13 protein-coding genes and 1 riboswitch are annotated in these 16,506 nt (G+C 38.4%); of the genes, 7 read left to right on the top strand and 6 right to left on the bottom strand.

Features of this window, described 5'->3' with window-relative positions; all coding sequences use genetic code 11:
* Nucleotides 1-196 precede the first annotated feature (196 nt).
* Nucleotides 197-293: riboswitch (SAM riboswitch) on the top strand.
* Between the two features lie 240 nt (nt 294-533).
* From QM481_RS24050 to QM481_RS24020, 7 genes are all read left to right on the top strand, one after another.
* Nucleotides 534-1,805: a peroxiredoxin family protein gene (locus QM481_RS24050; RefSeq protein WP_283383672.1), complete on the top strand. Its 1,272-nt coding sequence runs from the start codon at nt 534-536 to the stop codon at nt 1,803-1,805.
* Between the two features lie 32 nt (nt 1,806-1,837).
* Nucleotides 1,838-2,455, top strand: coding sequence for a YceI family protein (locus QM481_RS24045; RefSeq protein ID WP_283383671.1), 618 nt, complete (start codon nt 1,838-1,840; stop codon nt 2,453-2,455).
* A 97-nt stretch (nt 2,456-2,552) separates the two neighbouring features.
* Nucleotides 2,553-3,017 (top strand): protein-disulfide reductase DsbD domain-containing protein, encoded by a 465-nt coding sequence (locus QM481_RS24040; RefSeq protein ID WP_283383670.1) that lies wholly within the window; start codon nt 2,553-2,555, stop codon nt 3,015-3,017.
* A 132-nt stretch (nt 3,018-3,149) separates the two neighbouring features.
* Entirely contained in the window at nt 3,150-4,091 is a 942-nt protein-coding gene (locus QM481_RS24035) for a cytochrome-c peroxidase (RefSeq protein ID WP_283383669.1), read from the top strand.
* Nucleotides 4,092-4,280: 189 nt separating this feature from the next.
* A complete protein-coding gene (locus tag QM481_RS24030) occupies nt 4,281-5,591 on the top strand; it encodes a peroxiredoxin family protein (RefSeq protein WP_283383668.1) in 1,311 nt (436 codons plus the stop codon).
* Between the two features lie 93 nt (nt 5,592-5,684).
* Entirely contained in the window at nt 5,685-8,432 is a 2,748-nt protein-coding gene (locus QM481_RS24025; protein ID WP_283383667.1) for a TonB-dependent receptor, read from the top strand.
* A 63-nt stretch (nt 8,433-8,495) separates the two neighbouring features.
* Nucleotides 8,496-9,266: a DUF4397 domain-containing protein gene (locus tag QM481_RS24020; protein WP_283383666.1), complete on the top strand. Its 771-nt coding sequence runs from the start codon at nt 8,496-8,498 to the stop codon at nt 9,264-9,266.
* A gap of 152 nt (nt 9,267-9,418) precedes the next feature.
* On the opposite strand, the gene QM481_RS24015 is transcribed toward QM481_RS24020, so the two are convergent.
* From QM481_RS24015 to QM481_RS23990, 6 genes are read right to left on the bottom strand one after another with little or no spacing between them, the layout of a single operon-like run.
* Nucleotides 9,419-10,282 carry a cyanophycinase gene (locus tag QM481_RS24015; RefSeq protein ID WP_283383665.1) on the bottom strand — a complete coding sequence of 288 codons (864 nt, stop codon included), beginning with the start codon at nt 10,280-10,282 and terminating at the stop codon, nt 9,419-9,421.
* A 56-nt stretch (nt 10,283-10,338) separates the two neighbouring features.
* Nucleotides 10,339-11,778, bottom strand: a complete 1,440-nt coding sequence (locus tag QM481_RS24010; protein WP_283383664.1) for an SLC13 family permease — start codon at nt 11,776-11,778, stop codon at nt 10,339-10,341.
* Between the two features lie 56 nt (nt 11,779-11,834).
* Nucleotides 11,835-13,253, bottom strand: a complete 1,419-nt coding sequence (locus QM481_RS24005) for a phytoene desaturase family protein (protein ID WP_283383663.1) — start codon at nt 13,251-13,253, stop codon at nt 11,835-11,837.
* 32 nt (nt 13,254-13,285) lie between these two features.
* Nucleotides 13,286-14,536, bottom strand: coding sequence for a sulfite dehydrogenase (gene soxC, locus QM481_RS24000; RefSeq protein WP_283383662.1), 1,251 nt, complete (start codon nt 14,534-14,536; stop codon nt 13,286-13,288).
* 35 nt (nt 14,537-14,571) lie between these two features.
* Nucleotides 14,572-15,153, bottom strand: coding sequence for a c-type cytochrome (locus tag QM481_RS23995; RefSeq protein ID WP_283383661.1), 582 nt, complete (start codon nt 15,151-15,153; stop codon nt 14,572-14,574).
* A 30-nt stretch (nt 15,154-15,183) separates the two neighbouring features.
* Entirely contained in the window at nt 15,184-16,506 is a 1,323-nt protein-coding gene (locus tag QM481_RS23990) for a hypothetical protein (RefSeq protein WP_283383660.1), read from the bottom strand.

Here is a 16,506-nt window from a genome sequence, read left to right as displayed (position 1 = left end):
TCTGTAAATCAAGCTATTATATATTTTACTATCTTTTGGTCAACAAAATTCTAAATATTTGAAAATGTAATCACCTTCACGCGTTTAATTATGTTTTGGGTTCTCAAAACAAAAGATTTATTTTAATTTTTTATAAATTATTTGGAAGTAATTCTATTTATAAATACATTTGTCCTATCGAATAAATAGATTAAAAGATTTATAAAGAATGAAGAGAGAGGTTAGGCTCTATGATCTTCTGGCAACCTGTTAACCACCAATAAGGTGCCCCAACCTAATTCTAAAGATAAATCTTTGGCCGAATGTCACAAGATTATAAATTCTGTTTTCCAAAACTATTATAGTTTTGGAGAAAGAATTTGGGCCAAACAATTCCATTTTTAAAACTTAAGTAAAGAACCATTTTTGAATCGACCTAAAATACGTTACACATTTGTGCAATAGGTATTCCTGTCTGGTTCAACAACTGAAACAAAATTATATAATCAATTAATATACTTAATCTATATATTTTATAGATTAATAAATCACTTATGAAAACAACTAAAAAACTACTCTCTATTGCTTGCTTGTCGATTACTACATTGGCAGCGAATGCACAAAGCAAATTCATCAAAGAAGGTTCATGGCGTGGAACTTTCAAAGTAAACGAGGTTCAAGTTCCTTTTAATTTTGAAGTAAAAGGAAAAGATGCAGAGCATGCAACTTTCACCCTCCTAAATGGAAGTCGTCGAGATGACTTCCATGTCAAGCAACTCTCAGAGGATTCAGTTTTTATTAAAATGAATACCTATGATGCAGCATTGGTAGCCAAAATTCATGAAGATGGTTCATTGTCTGGGGTTTATAAAAGTTTGGTACCCAACTTTAGAGGAAACTTCCTACCTTTTACAGCCGAATACGGCAAAACCTATCGCTTTGTAGAACCAAGTAAAGAACAAAAAGCCAATCATAATCTTTCAGGCAAATGGGCTATTAAAATCAGTAGTAAAGAGCCTGTAGCAGACCAAGTGGCTATTTTTGAACAAAAGGGAAATAAATTGAAAGGCGTTTTCCTAAAAGTTACTGGCGATACTCGTGAGCTAGAAGGTATTGTTCAAGGGGACGAGTTTACGCTAACAGGATTTTCAGGGCCTAGTCCGTGGCTGATTCGAGGCAAAATCAACCCCGACAAAAGTATCTCTGGAGAAGTGGGTCTTGGTATTTACAACAATGTAAAATTTGAAGGCGTAAAAGATAGCAAAGCAGAATTGCCTGATCCTTATGCTCTTACCTATTTAAAACCAGGGTATGAAAAATTAGATTTCAAACTTCCTGACCTAAATGGAAAACTAGTTTCATTGAGCGATGAAAAATACAAAGGCAAAGTGGTCATTGTTGAAATCATTGGTACTTGGTGTCCTAACTGTACCGATCAAACACAATTTTTATCACCTTGGTACAAGGCCAATAAAGACCGTGGAGTTGAGGCAGTTGCCGTAGGATTTGAACAAAAAGATGACCTAGAATATGCCAAATATACTTTGGGCAAACTTCGTGACAAGTATGATATTCAATATGATATCCTGTTTGGTGGTATTGCAGATAAAAAGGTAGCATCAGAAAAATTCGAAGCTCTTAACAAAATGATTGCCTTTCCTACCACTATTATTATAGGAAGAGATGGTAAAGTCAAGCAAATCTATACGGGTTATACAGGTGAGGTAACAGGCAAGTATTTTAAAAAGTATGCCAAAAAATGGAATAAAGACCTCGATAAATTGATTAATGAGCCTGTTCCAAGTGCTGAGTTGTCATTAAAATAACGCTAATATTCAAACATTAAATTACACGAACAATGGTAAAAAAAGTATCTTTCCTATGCACAGCATTGATAGCTCTCACACTGGGCGTATCTGCTAACGATGGCAAAACTAAAGGCGCTGATGCTACGTATACAGTAGACAGTCAAGCAAGTCATTTGGTTTGGACTGGCAAAAAAGTAACGGGTTCACACACAGGTAATATCCCCTTGAGTACGGGTTCGTTGGTGGTATCCAATAGTAAATTCAAAAGTGGTGCATTTGAAGTTGATATTGCCTCGCTTACTGTAACCGATATTACAGATAAGGATGGCAATGCCAAACTGGTAGGGCACCTCAAAGCCGAAGACTTTTTTGGTACAGATAAGTTCCCTAAAGCCAAATTTGTTACCTCTTCTGTAACTCCTAAAGGTGGTGAAAACTATGAAGTTACGGGCAAATTAACCATCAAAGGAATTACTAATGAAGTTAAGTTTCCTGCGGTGATTAAGGTGGAAAAAAATAAAGTTACAGCACAAGCTAAAATTGTGGTAGACAGAACCAAATACGGTATCAAGTTTCGTTCGACAAATTTCTTTGAAAACCTTGGCGATAAAGCTATTGACAATGATTTCGAATTGAATGTCAATTTGGTGGCAAATGCTGGCAAATAACTCATATTCTTGATGAGATAATGGGCAGATTTTTTCATCAAGTACAACAACTGAGGTATATTAGCACCTCAGTTGTTCCAAAATACACAACATCAGTATGAAAAAGATATATATCGTTTGTTTACTCCTACTCTTCACAAACGCCATACAAGCGCAAGAAACAGATATTGATAAAATTGTCAATTGGAACTTTAAAATCACCAATAAAGATTTTAAAATCGGCGACGAAGTAGAACTCGTTTTTAGCTCATCTATCGAAAAAGGATGGTCACTCTATTCCTCTGATTTTAAAGGAGATGTAGGTCCACAGCCTACCGTTTTTCAATTTTCAGAAAATGGTTCTTTTGAATTAAGCTCTGATATTCAGCCTATTGCACCTTTGAAAAAGATTGATAAAAATTGGGGAACAAAGGTTTCTTATTTTACACAAAAAGCAGAATTTAAGGCAAAAGTTCGTTTGGTCGAACATAGTTATGATATTTTTGGCGTCATAAAAGGACAAGTGTGTCATCTTAAAAAAGGCATTTGTGTTCCTTTTGAAAAAACTTTTCAGTTTAACTAGACACATAAAGGCTTCTATTTATTGATTGAAGATTCCCTTTAACAACAATCAAGTTGATTTAAAATTACGAGCTTCTTTTTGCCTATTGCGTACAGCTAAAAGATTTATAGACAATTATTTAGAAACTAAGCCATGAGAAAATACCTCTTCATCGTTGGGGTAATAGCTGTAGCATTGATGAGTTTTCAATTCAATACAACAGACGACGAACCTAGCAATAAGGTAGCTTTGGGAGAGAAACTCTTCTTTGATCCCATATTATCTTCTAAAAAAACCATTAGTTGTGCTTCATGCCATAAGCCCGAATTAGCTTTTGCCGATACCACACAGTTTAGCCCTGGCGTAGATGGCATTCTGACCGATCGAAATACTCCTTCGGCGATGAACTTGGCAGGCAGGATACATTTATTTTGGGACGGTCGAGCCAACTCATTAGAAGAGCAGGCAATACAGCCCATTATTTCAAAAACAGAAATGAATTTACCTATTGAAGAAGCAATTGCTCGTCTCAAAGAGGACAAAGTATATAGTAGAGCGTTCAAAAGAATTTATAAATCTCAGCCAACAGAAAAACTCTTGGGCGATGCCCTTGCCGCTTACCAAAAAAACCTAGAAACTGCCAATACTCCGTATGACCGTTATATCAATGGCGACGATTCGGCTATGAGTGCGTCGGCTATTCGTGGGCGACTACTTTTCATCGGAAAAGCCAACTGTGCCAATTGTCATGCGGGTGAGGACTTTACAGCTGATAGATTCAAAAATATTGGACTGTATGATGGAAAAAATCTACGAGATGTGGGTCGCTCAAAAATAACAGGCGACTCTACTCACGTAGGACATTTTAAAGTGCCAGGCTTAAGAAATGTGGCTGTAACACCACCATATATGCACAATGGTATGTTCAAAACGCTCCGTGAGGTGATTGAATATTATAATAAGCCTGATGCAGTGGTCAAAAATGGTATTAATCGTGATTTGTCGTTGAGTACTCCTCTAGGTCTTAGTGCGCAGGAAATTGCTGATATTGAGGAGTTTCTGAAATCATTGACAGACGACAGATTCAAAAAATAATAATTTCGTAATTCAATATATTGTTCAACATCCAAACCCCTTTGCCATGAAAGAAATTATCAAGTTTCACTTGGTTTATCATGACCAATGCCTCTAATCCAAACTTTTCGTAATTCTTAAACGGTCCACCATCAGATATGCTTTTGCCAATGGTTAAGTGGTGGTGGACTTTAAATCCTTCTCTCTTTTATGAAAAACACATTGCTCAAAGGAGGTTTACAAATCTCCCTTCTATCGCTATGTCTAGCGAATCCCTCGTTGGCGAATCAATCCCCTGTTCTTAAGGAAGGACGATGGCGCGGAGAATTTAAAGTCAATGAAACTAGGGTGCCTTTCAACTTTGAAATCAAAGGAAAAACACTTGATGAGTCAACACTTACCCTACTAAATGGTACTCGTAGAGACGATTTCAAAATTAGTACAATTGCAGGCGATAGTATTTTTGTAAAAATGAATACTTACGATGCGGCTTTAGTAGGAAAGGTTGACGAAAACGGTCATTTTAAAGGTGTTTACAAAAGTCTTGTACCTAATTTTAGAGGAAATGCACTCCCTTTTGAAGCCGAATTTGGTAAAACTTATCGTCATGTCGACCCTAGTCAAAATATCAAACCTGCTACAAATCTCTCAGGAAAATGGAATGTAAAAATCATTAGTAAAGATCCCAATGCTGCCAATTCGGTAGCGATACTTGAACAGAAAGGCAACAAACTGACAGGAGTACTCATGACTGTAGTGGGCGACACACGTGAATTAGAAGGTACTATTCAGGGAAATGAATTTAAACTTTCGGGTTTCACAGGACCGAGTCCCGTAGCGATAAAAGGCACAATCAATCCTGATTTAAAAACCATTAGCGATGGCGAGATCAGTTTCGGTATTTATGTGACTCAAAAGTTTGAAGCTAGTAAAGATAATAAGGTAGAATTGCCTGATCCTTACAAACTTACCTTTTTGAAGGAAGGATACAAAAAGCTTGATTTTACGTTTCCTGACCTCAACGGCAAACCTGTTTCGCTAAGTGATGACAAATACAAAGGGAAAGTGGTTATTGTCGAAATTATAGGCACATGGTGTCCCAATTGCACCGACCAAACTCGCTTTTTGGCCCCTTGGTACAAAGCCAACAAGCAACGAGGTGTCGAAGCTATTGCCATTGGGTTTGAGCAAAAAGATGATTTAAACTATGCCAAATATACCTTAGGCAAGCTTCGTGATTTCTTCAACATTGAATATGATATTGTTTTTGGAGGTATTGCCGATAAAAAAGTCGCCACCGAAAAACTAGCAGCACTCAACCGTATGGCTGCTTTTCCTACTACTATCATCATCGATAGAAATGGTGATGTTCGTGAAATTTATACAGGATATACAGGCGAAGTCACAGGAAAATATTTTAAACAGTACACGAAAAAATTCAACAAACTCCTCGATGGTTTGATTGCTGAGCCTAATCCTTATGAAAACTCAACTATCACAACTGCAAGTATAAAAAAATAGATGGATACGGGTAAAGAGGTAATTCATAAAGATTAAAAGCAATCGCTAGCTTCTTTACCTGTATGCTATTTTTCGCTCTAAAACACATTATTAATGAAACAAAATACTACTTTACTCTTTATACTTTTATCCTTGTTTAGTATAAGCAAGATTTTTGGACAACAAAGAATTGTTATAGGAAAAGTAACCGCTCAGGAAGATAAATCACCTTTAATTGGTGTCTCAGTAATCGTAAAAGGCACCAATACAGGCACAACCACCACACCCACAGGAACTTTTAAACTAAGTTTTCAAAAAGGAACCACTTTAGTATTTTCATTTATTGGCTATCAGTCCCAAGAGGTTGCAATACCGCCTTCAGGTGAAGTAAATGTATCTCTTCAGCCTGCTATTAATACTTTAGGCGAGGTTCAGGTAGTAGGTTCTCGCAATGCCAATCGTACCAAACTTGATTCTCCTGTACCTGTAGATGTCGTTAATATCAGACAGTTGCAAGAATCTGCTCCGCAAGTTACCGTTACGCAAATCTTACAATATGTTGCCCCTTCTTTTCACTCAGCCGAAAGTAGTGGTGGCGATGCTTCGAGTGCTACCAACTTAGCACAATTACGAGGCTTATCTGTTGACCAAGTATTAGTATTAGTCAATGGAAAAAGAAGACATAAAAGCTCCAATATCAATTTTGGAGGAAATGGGAATGGCTCTACAGGCTATGACCTCAATGCTATTCCTACGGCGTCTATTGAACGTATAGAGGTACTCCGTGATGGAGCAGCGGCACAGTATGGTTCAGACGCCATAGCTGGGGTAATTAACATTGTTTTGAAGAAAAATACGGATAATTTATTGGTGAGTACAACAGGAGGTGTTCGCTATTCAGGAGATGGCGAATATACCCGAAGCAATATTAACTATGGCTTGAAAACAGGGGAAAAAGGTGGGTTTATCAACCTTACCGCCGAGTTTGGCACACAAGGAATTGCGGAACCCGTTGGTGGTGGTAATAATGGACTTTACACAGGTCCTATTTATGGCGGCGGTGCAGGCGTAAGAGATTATGATGCCATTTATACCAAAGAAATCGACGAAGCTATTCTTGCTTCAAGGGGTTTGACACGTAAAGATTTTAATCAAAGAAGTGGTCCAAACCGTCAGAAAGATGCTTTGGTTTTCTTCAATACCGCATTACCATTGACCAATGGCGCCGAATTTTATGCCTTCGGAGGTTTGAGTTATCGTAATTCAGAGTTTACCGCCGTTCGTCGATTGCCAGGATGGGGTACTCGTAACAATACTTTTATCTATCCTGATGGCTTTTTGCCTGCCATTGAAATGGGAATTTTAGATAAATCTCTTGCCGTAGGACTTCGTGGAAAAGTAAAAGGATGGAACGTAGACTTTTCGAATGTTTATGGGGGTAATAGCTTTACCAATCGAGTTACACATTCTTTAAATGCAAGTTTGGGGCTAAAAACACCTAAAAACTTTTTCGCAGGTGCTTATGGCGCTAGTCAGAATACAACCAGTTTAGATTTTATTCAATATTTTGACAAAATCTTACACGGGTTAAATATTGCCTTTGGTACGCAATACAGAGCCGAAACTTATTACATACAAAAAGGAGAACCTAATTCATATATCAAGGCCGATACCCGAACTATTTATGATGTAGATACAACCTATTTGGGTATTCCTTATTTACAGGAGGTTGGACAAACAGCGCTGAATGGAACAGCTGCAGGTGCTCAAATTTACCCGGGTTTCAGGCCTGAAAGCGAAACCAATGTGACGCGTTCTATTATTTCGGCTTACTTAGATTTAGAGGCAAACATTACACCTGAGTGGACTTTATCAGGAGCTGTGAGAGTTGAAAACTTCTCAGATTTTGGGAGTGTATTTACAGGAAAAGCTGCGACACGTTATCAATTTGCTCGGTGGTTGGCGCTCCGAGGTTCAGTGAGTAGTGGTTTTAGAGCGCCAGATTTAGCTCAATTTTATTACACTGCTGTATCTACTTCATTTTTAGGTGGAGTTGGGGTTGATATTCTAACGGCATCTAACGTGAGTGCTGCGGCTAGAGCCTTGGGTATTCCAAGTTTAACACCTGAAAAATCAAGAGGATATACCCTTGGTTTTACTTCGAAAGCAAGCAGAAATATAGAATTGTCGGTGGATGCCTACTCTATTGATATTGATGACAGAATTATCCAAACGGGAAATTTTAGCTCAACCGCCAGCAACTTACCTGCTGATTTAAAAGCTGCTTTTACTGCTACTGGAGCCAATCAAGCTAACTTTTTCTATAATGCTGTAAACTCTCGTACACAAGGAATTGATATTACCGCCAATTACAAAGCACAAATTGGTACTGGTAATTTTACATTTACCGCGGCGGCAAACTTTGGAAAAAATGAAATTCGAAAAATCAATACGCCAAAAGGACTTGAAAGTTTCGTGGATGTGATTGTAAGTCCTACTGAAAAAGTACGTATAGAGTCTTCTATTCCACAAAAGAAAATTAGTCTGCAAGCACTTTATGCCATTAATCGCTGGAATTTTTTACTTAGAACGGTGTATTTCGGAGACGTAAACGTAGCGACAAACTTTGGTGGCGGGAATATTTTCTATCAAAACTTTAGTCCAAAATGGATTACTGATTTATCAGCTGGTTATAAATTATCACCAACTATTCAGGTGACAGCAGGGGTTAACAATGTTTTCAACGTTCTAGCAGACTATACTGATCAATTAGTAGCTGGTCGTCGTATTGCCACGCCTGGAGGTGGACAGTTTGTGTCAACAGGTGGTCGTGCTTTCATTCGTCTTGCCGCAACATTCTAATTATTCCGTCACGCTGTTTTACTTACTTTTTCATAAAAAACGATTTTACTTAATTTATTCAATATGATTATTCGACAAAAATATATTTGGATTCTCGCTGCGCTGTCTATGCTTTTTTTGAATTCTTGTAAAAAATCATACCTTGATTTTCAAGAAGAAGGAACGCCATTGTCAGCCAAAATCCGATTTGTAAATGCCCGAAATACCACCACTCCTATCCATTTTTGGACATACATTACCAAAGTCACTACCAACACTGTTTCGGCAAATCAGGCTACGGATTACATAAACACCATATTTGGTGATGTACAAATTAGCTTTTCCGAAGGTACAAGTACAACGCTAAAAGCATCAACACAGTTTGGGAATGCGGCGACTTTCGGTGCGTCTGGAGGGCCCAATGGACCTATTCCAGACTATTATCATACTGTTTTTGCTGTCAGAAAAAAGAAATCATCAACGGCTGATTCCTTGATTCTATTTTACGATGATTTGCAGGCACCCGCTTCAGGAAAGGCAAAAGTAAGATTTGTTCATTTGGCACCCAACGTCAACGATGTTCAGGTACAAGCCAATAACAACATACTTTTCAATAGTATCGCCTATGGTAGAGCTGGCAATTCCATTATTTCGGGAACAGGTTTAAATGCCTATTCGTTAGGACCTTTCGTGAGTGTGGACGCAGGAACATTAAACTTCTCTTTGAGCGCAGGAAGTACAGCATTAAGCCTTTTACAGAAATCCATAACCGTTCAGTCAGGTAAAATATATACCATCTATCTGAGTGGTACAACAGAAAACAACTTAACCCTAAATAGTATCTCGCACAATTAAATTAAAAAGCCTGATTGAGTTTCTCGATCAGGCTTTTTTGTAGGTTATGAATTGATATTTAGTAGCTTATGTGATGAATAATCAAGACTGGATAAGATATCTTGAAAGGATTATTTTATTTTGCATTAATCTGCTTTAAGCTTTGTTTATCATTACTTCACTATCTTTCTATTTTTCAAGTCAAATTTTTGACCTTTACTTACAAAAAAGAAAGCGCCTCCATTACCAGACTCATTAGAAGGATTATTAGTATTTCCTTGAATATTTGCGATGTCATAAATGGCGACTACCGAATTACCAATTACCTCAAATTGATTTTTTTTGACTACAATCGCCGTACTTTCATCGATTCCTATACCTAGGAGTTCGGGATGTTTTTTGATGACAGGAATCAAGTCAAACTGTCTATTTCGAGGTAGTATGTGTTGGTCAATAGCCACCTGATGTATAAAATCAAGACCTTTTGTATGGTCGCCTTCTAGGATAGTATTTACTTTGGTATCGCCTCTCAATAAAAATGAGCCTTGAATGGTAGCTCCAGCAGATGTACCTCCTATTACCCCGTTGCGATCTAATACCTTAAGCAACTCTTTATGTGTTAACGTATTCAGATAAGAGTCTGCTAATCGCCATTGGCGTCCTCGAACAAACCACACTCCAGTAGCAGCTTTGATAGGTTTAATAAAAGCTTCAGTATTGGCTTCTTGTGGGTTGGTGGTATGTAAAATGGTAACTTTCCCTACGCCAAATTTTTCAAGTAAATCTTTTTCAGGAAAAACGCCTTTGGAAGCTTGGATTGCTGAGTCACCCAAGGCCGTTGGAATGACAACGATATTGGCAGTTTCCCCTCCTGCTAACTCTATGAATTTAGCCCAAATTTCGGCGGGGACTTTCCCACCACCAACTATAACCAAGGCTCCTTTATCGGGTCCAATGGTACTACTGATGTTTTGTGAGAATGCTTCGTTTATAAACAGTAAGATGAGAGATACTAAAATGATTACAGCTTTTTTCATAAAAATGTGTTGATAGCTTTAGGTAATTTGAATGAAATAATAAATAAGTTTGTGTCCTACAGCATAACTCTATAAAACCCATTGAGTGAAATTAATAACAAATAGCCAATGAGTGAAATGGCTATACCAGCCTTCATCATATCTTTGACATGAATATGACCTAGTGTCAGTACGATAGCATTTGGCGGAGTTGACATGGGTAATATAAAAGCAAAACTTGCAGCAAAGGTCGTAGGCGCTCCTAGCATGATTGGATCTATATCTGATGCGTTTGCTATGCCTATTACCATTGGTATAAGAATAGTGGCGAGTGCAGTGTTGGCTATTACTGTTTTTAACAATAACGTAATACCTACAACCAATATCAGAACAATTAATCCATTGTTTATTCCTGAGTTTTTTACTGAATTGGCAATCAACTGAACAATACCCGATGACTCCAGGGTTTTAGCCAATGCCAAACCACCTCCTATCATAAATAAAATACCCCAAGGAAGCTTTTGCATATCCTTCCAAACAAAAATGTATTGATCTTTTGATGCTGGATGCGGTACTATAAATAAAATAATAGCGCCCGAAACCCCAATGATTGTATCGTTAAGAAATGCAAGTGCAGGTAATTTTATCAGTACAACTCTTAAAATCCAAGCTGCGGTTGTTAACAAGAATACCGTGATAACTACGATTTCTGGAAAGGTGATTTTTCCAAGCTCTGTTATCTTATGATTAATGATTTGTGTTAACTCAGGTAGTTGAGCTACTCTGGACTTAAAGACGAGCCTTGTCAAAATAAAATAAGCCATAAAGGTCATAATACTGGCTAGTGGTAGTCCGATGAGTAGCCAATTACCAAAAGCTAAACTTGTATGTAGTTTTTCGTTGAAATATCCCGTCAATACGGCGTTGGTTGGTGTTCCAATAGGTGTGGCAGTACCTCCGATAGAAGCACTATATGCTAAGCCCAACAAAAGCGCTTTTGACATAAGGACAAACTCCTTTTGGCTAGATTCGCTAGTAATGGATTGCTGTAATATTGACAATACGGAAGTGGCTATCGGAAACATCAGTAGTGCGGCGGCTGTATTATTTACCCACATACTGATAAAGGCTGTAGCTACCATAAAACCAAGCACAACTCTATTGGAGGATGTTCCTATCCATCGAATGATGTGTAGGGCGATACGCTCATGAAGTTTGTGTTTTTCAATAGCCAAAGCAAATACAAAACCTGATAGAAAAAGTAAGATAGTTGCATTAGAATAATTGCTTGCCGTGGTGGCGAGATCTAAAATACCAAAGCTCGGAAAGATGACAATCGGCAACAGCGCCGTAACGGGTAAATCAACAATTTCTGAAATCCACCATATAAGCATCCATGTTGCCACTCCAATAACCTTGCTAACTTCATGATTAAATGGCAACAAATTACCATAAGCCAATGTCAAAAATAGTACAGGACCAATGAGAAGCAATATATTTTTTTTAGAAAACAACATAGCTTGAAATCAGATTTATAGAAATGCTACTATAAATGAAGTGTAAAGAAAAATGACTAAAACAAATCCTTAAAAACTCGCTCAGATGCATGGTAACCACACATGCCATGTACGCCCCCACCTGGCGGTGTCGATGATGAACAGATGTATAAACCTTTAGTTGAGGTTCGGTAAGGGGAGCTTTTAAGGGCTGGTCGTGTAAAAAGCTGTCGCCAGTCGATGATTCCGCCGTTGATGTCGCCACCAATATAATTGGGATTGTAGGATTCTAATTGCTCGGTATTAAAAGCATGTCTAGCCAAAATTCGCTCTCGAAAACCTGGCGCAAATCGTTCAATTTGTTTTTCGATAGCCTCAGTCATATCTTGTTTTGAGCCATGTGGCACGTGACAATATCCCCACAAAGCTTGCTTTCCTTCGGGTGCTCGACTGGTGTCATAAACACCCTGTTGTGCTAATAAAACAAAGGGCTTTTCTTGGTGTTCACCACGAGCGGTTCGAGCTTCTGAATGAGCAATTTCAGCAAAAGTATTACCAATATGTACTGTCCCTGCATGACGTGTTTTCTCATCCGTAAACGGTACTTGTCCGTCAATAGCCCAATCTACCTTAAACACGCCCATTCCATAGCGATACTTTTCGAGTTGCCATTTATAGATATTTGAAAATGTATACCCTGCAATTTGTAGCAACTGGCGAGGAGTAACGTCAAAAATAATAGCTTTGGCTGAGGGCAATTGTCCTAAAGATTTTACATGGAAATCAGTTTGAATACTTCCTCCATTACTCAAAAAGCAAGAAGTCAGCGCATTCGCAATTGCCTGCGAGCCTCCTTTCGGAATAGCCCAATTTACTTTATGGGCTGCCGCCAATAAGACTAACCCAATCGCCGAAGTAGTTAAGTTTTCAAGTGGCTGAATGGCATGCGCTGCCATGCCTGCCCATAAGGCCTTTGCCTCACTGGTTTCAAATCTTTTAGAGATATGACTTGCCGACCAAAGTGCTTTGAGTCCAAACTGACTGTACTTAATAGGATTTTTAGGAAAATGAAAAGGCGCCAGTATATCAGGTAAAATAGCATTCCAGTCTTGCACGATTGGTGCTATTAAACGAAGGTAATTGTCACGATCAATACCCAGTCTTGAAGCCGTTTCTTGGATATCTTTTGTCAAAATGGCGGATTTCCCATTGTCTAATGGATGAGCTGCTGCTACGGTTGGTTCTATAAACTGAAGCCCGTATCTATTCAATGAAAGGGTATTGAAAAACGGTGAAGCTATTCCCAAAGGATGTATCGCCGAGCAAATATCATGTTTGAAACCTGGCAACGTTAGTTCTGCCGTTCGCAAGCCCCCTCCTATTGTTGACTTCGACTCAATCAACAGCACCGATAAACCTTTGAGCTGTAGATTAACCGCTGCTGCCAATCCGTTTGGTCCCGAACCCACCACAATTACATCAAAATCTGTCGTCATACGATATATAGTTTTATTCGTGCGCAAAGCTTTTAGGATCTTAAATTTTCTGGTTTCAGTAAAACTCTACCATCTTTCTTGATTTGCCAAGCTGTTATTGGGTTCAAATGATATCCCCCCATTTCAGAACCTCTGGCTTCTACCAATTGTTGGAAAGTAGGTTGAGTATAACCCGTTTCGTCAGTCACACGACTCATGATTTCTGTTTCTTCACCATTCCACTTCCATAAATATCTAAATCGAACGTGTGCTTTATCAAGAACAGGCTCTTGAATATCAGCTATTTGCCAAGTTTTTCCTGCATTGGTACTAACCTCAACTTTTACTACTTTTCCTCTTCCTGACCATGCTAAGCCTTTTATTTCTATCCAACCTTTTTCTATAGATTGTGGAAAAGATGGAAAAGTAATAATCGAACGAGCATCTATGTCAAAACTAAACATTCTGATTTTGCCATCTTTGATAGCCTCCGTGTATTTGGAAGTTTCTTCACGCGTCATAAATGGCTCGTCTGATAGCTCAATTCTACGAAGCCATTTTACACTAGCATTGCCTTCCCAACCTGGCAAGAATAATCGAAAAGGAAACCCTTGCTCTGGTCGGACTGGTTCACCGTTTTGTCCGTAAGCAATGATTGCATCCTCCCAACCTTTCGCAACAGGAATACTACGAGTCATGACGGCGGAGTCGCCTCCTTCTGCCAAAAACCACTTGGCTTGTGGTTTCACTCCTACTTCTCTAAATAAGGTCGATAATTTAACCCCTGTCCATTCGCTTTGACTAGTCAAGCCAGCGATTTCTTGTGGGGTCATGGTCTCTTTTCCTGTTCTAAAATTTCCTGAACATTCTAAAAAAGCAATTCTTGAAACAGATGGAAAACGCTTTAAATCAGCTAAAGAGAACTTTAGAGGTTTTTCTACAAGTCCATGAATAATCAATTCATGTTTTTGCGGGTCAATCAATGGAATGCCACCATGATGGCGTTCAAAATGTAAATCAGATGGTGTTATAAAACCATAAAAATCCTGTAAGGGCGAACGAGAAGATATATCTGAGGGCTTTTTGACAGACTTTACAAAAGGTGAACGAGTACCAACCTCAGCTGGAAGCGTTCCAGTTACCTTGGTTGGGTCTTCATCGTTAAGTCCTTTTTGAATAGCTTGTCCGTTGGCAGATTGAGTTATTGCTACAGCCGTTGTCAGCATTCCACCCAAGAGTTTACGTCGTGAAACGGTCTTTGGGAAAGTTTGAGAAATCTCAATAATTTTATCTTGTTCTTGCATAAGCTTTCTAATTTTTGTTTAAAACAACCGTTGGACTATCTAATAATTGGTCCTCCTGTTCGGTCGTCGGGGACAAAAGCTTTGTGATTAGGCATTTCGATTTTAGGGAGTGTTTGAGCATCAATGGTTTTCTTTTCATCGATGATTCCATTGGCATGCAACAAATAAGCCGTGAGATGATAAACCTCTTGGTTGCTTAGCGAACCGGGCTGATTAAAAGGCATTGCTCGGCGAACATAGTCGAATATGGTAGTGGCATAGGGCCAATAATTACCAATTGTTTTTTCCTTTTTCTTGATTTTAGGATCATTTGTAGTAACCAATGCCCCACCTAAGCCACCTGTTCCTCCGATACCATGACAGGCCACACACTTTGCTTCGAAAATCTTTTTACCTTCTGTGGCTATTCCTTTCCCTTGGGGTAAGCCTCTACCACTAGGACTTACGTCTATGTCTATTTTATCGATTTCGGTCTGTGTGACCGCACGTCCAAATCCATACAGAGTTGAATCACGCTGGATAGATACTAAAGGAGAATATGATTTTTCTCCTTTAGTATAAAAATATAACAAACCTGTATTGGTCAACAGACCAATGAATAAGTATATGGTTTTCATCTAAAAGAAATTATTGATAAAATACGGCTGCTACTTTTTACCAAATAAATGGAATTGTTTTTCTACTAAAGGATAGTATTTTTCTTGGCGCTTCAATGTAATCGATAGAGAATCGCCAGACTCATTGATACCATTCAAAATCAATTCATTGTGATTTGTTTTTTGATAATGAAAAATAAGTTTCTTAGAAATATCTGCACGATTTTTTAGCACAATTTTGTGGGCGATGGAATCCAAATCATAGCCATAATACAGCCTTCCGACATTGCCGTAGTATTCGGTAGTCCTTACTTTATTATCCGTATTGAGTCGGGTTTGGTTGGCTACTTTAATACTGAATGTATTGAATTTTTCGAAGACTACATTTTGCCAACGTAAAGTATCGTTGGGGTTGTACGGTAATGTTTTATGATTGATTTGAAAATTTGCCACATCATAGAACCCTGCTAATGACTTGACTCCATCTGTCAAAGGCAGTTTGAAAGTCTTCTCAGCAGCATATACTCGACCATATTCAAAACCTCGATATACCAAGAATACCAAAATAAAGCCCCATTTCAGTACCAATCGAGTGGTATTTTGCCAAGGTTGGGTAAAATGTGGCGCTTGAAAGTTGGGCACAATGGATGTTTTATGTAAAATCAATATTTCCCAAAATGCTTTTATATCTTTTACCAAAAGTAAAATAGCGAGTGTTAAAATATGTAAACTTGTGACTTCAACCCCTGCATCATAACCGATGTTGACAAACCAAATAGGCAAAAGAATCGCTATCATCATCAATGCGCCCAAAGTAGTGGTACGGCGAAACAGAATTAGGACAGTTGCCACTAATTCAAATACCCCAGCAAAAACCTCGAAGAAAGGAGATACTCCTGTCGTAAGCCAGTATAATTTGCCTGGGGTAAACTCTCCCAAGTTGGTATTGAGTTGACTTATTGTTGGAAATGGCATTTGTACTGGAAAAACCTTTGCAATGGCAAACCACGACATTCGAAGTGCCAACCCGTAGCGTACAACCACAAAGAACCAATAGGTCAATTTTGAATAATCTTTACGTTTTTTGTCGAGCAGATGCCATACGCCACCAACCAAAATACTCAAAAATAGGGTTGTAAGCCAGCCAACATAGTTTTTGCCACTGGCATTGTCAAAAAACCAAGGGTTGTTTTGACTTACCACATCGATGATTCTAAAGGGATGTGTTTTTGTTTGAAAGCTTTCACTGTAATCCTTTAAATAAAAACTAGGATAAAAAGGAATACTGGTAATAATGGCAAAAAATAGTAACCCACGAAAGAGTATGGCTTCGTAAGGTTTAGAGAAAGTGATATTTGATTTTTCTGTGCTCAT

The sequence above is a fragment of the Flectobacillus rivi genome (genome assembly GCF_030056655.1).
Taxonomy (GTDB): Bacteria; Bacteroidota; Bacteroidia; order Cytophagales; family Spirosomataceae; genus Flectobacillus; species Flectobacillus rivi.
Note: the sequence above shows the minus strand (reverse complement) of the source record. Positions and strands in the feature narration are given on the sequence as shown.

What these genes read in the sequence shown, in the direction of transcription:
- QM481_RS24050 (WP_283383672.1), top strand. Translation starts at nt 534, where the DNA reads ATGAAAACAACTAAAAAACTACTCTCTATTGCTTGCTTGTCGATTACT.
- QM481_RS24035 (WP_283383669.1), top strand. Translation starts at nt 3,150, where the DNA reads ATGAGAAAATACCTCTTCATCGTTGGGGTAATAGCTGTAGCATTGATG.
- QM481_RS24005 (WP_283383663.1), bottom strand. Translation starts at nt 13,253, where the DNA reads ATGACGACAGATTTTGATGTAATTGTGGTGGGTTCGGGACCAAACGGA.
- QM481_RS24010 (WP_283383664.1), bottom strand. Translation starts at nt 11,778, where the DNA reads ATGTTGTTTTCTAAAAAAAATATATTGCTTCTCATTGGTCCTGTACTA.
- QM481_RS23990 (WP_283383660.1), bottom strand. Translation starts at nt 16,506, where the DNA reads ATGAGCACAGAAAAATCAAATATCACTTTCTCTAAACCTTACGAAGCC.
- QM481_RS24025 (WP_283383667.1), top strand. Translation starts at nt 5,685, where the DNA reads ATGAAACAAAATACTACTTTACTCTTTATACTTTTATCCTTGTTTAGT.
- QM481_RS24015 (WP_283383665.1), bottom strand. Translation starts at nt 10,282, where the DNA reads ATGAAAAAAGCTGTAATCATTTTAGTATCTCTCATCTTACTGTTTATA.
- QM481_RS24040 (WP_283383670.1), top strand. Translation starts at nt 2,553, where the DNA reads ATGAAAAAGATATATATCGTTTGTTTACTCCTACTCTTCACAAACGCC.
- soxC (WP_283383662.1), bottom strand. Translation starts at nt 14,536, where the DNA reads ATGCAAGAACAAGATAAAATTATTGAGATTTCTCAAACTTTCCCAAAG.
- QM481_RS23995 (WP_283383661.1), bottom strand. Translation starts at nt 15,153, where the DNA reads ATGAAAACCATATACTTATTCATTGGTCTGTTGACCAATACAGGTTTG.
- QM481_RS24020 (WP_283383666.1), top strand. Translation starts at nt 8,496, where the DNA reads ATGATTATTCGACAAAAATATATTTGGATTCTCGCTGCGCTGTCTATG.
- QM481_RS24030 (WP_283383668.1), top strand. Translation starts at nt 4,281, where the DNA reads ATGAAAAACACATTGCTCAAAGGAGGTTTACAAATCTCCCTTCTATCG.
- QM481_RS24045 (WP_283383671.1), top strand. Translation starts at nt 1,838, where the DNA reads ATGGTAAAAAAAGTATCTTTCCTATGCACAGCATTGATAGCTCTCACA.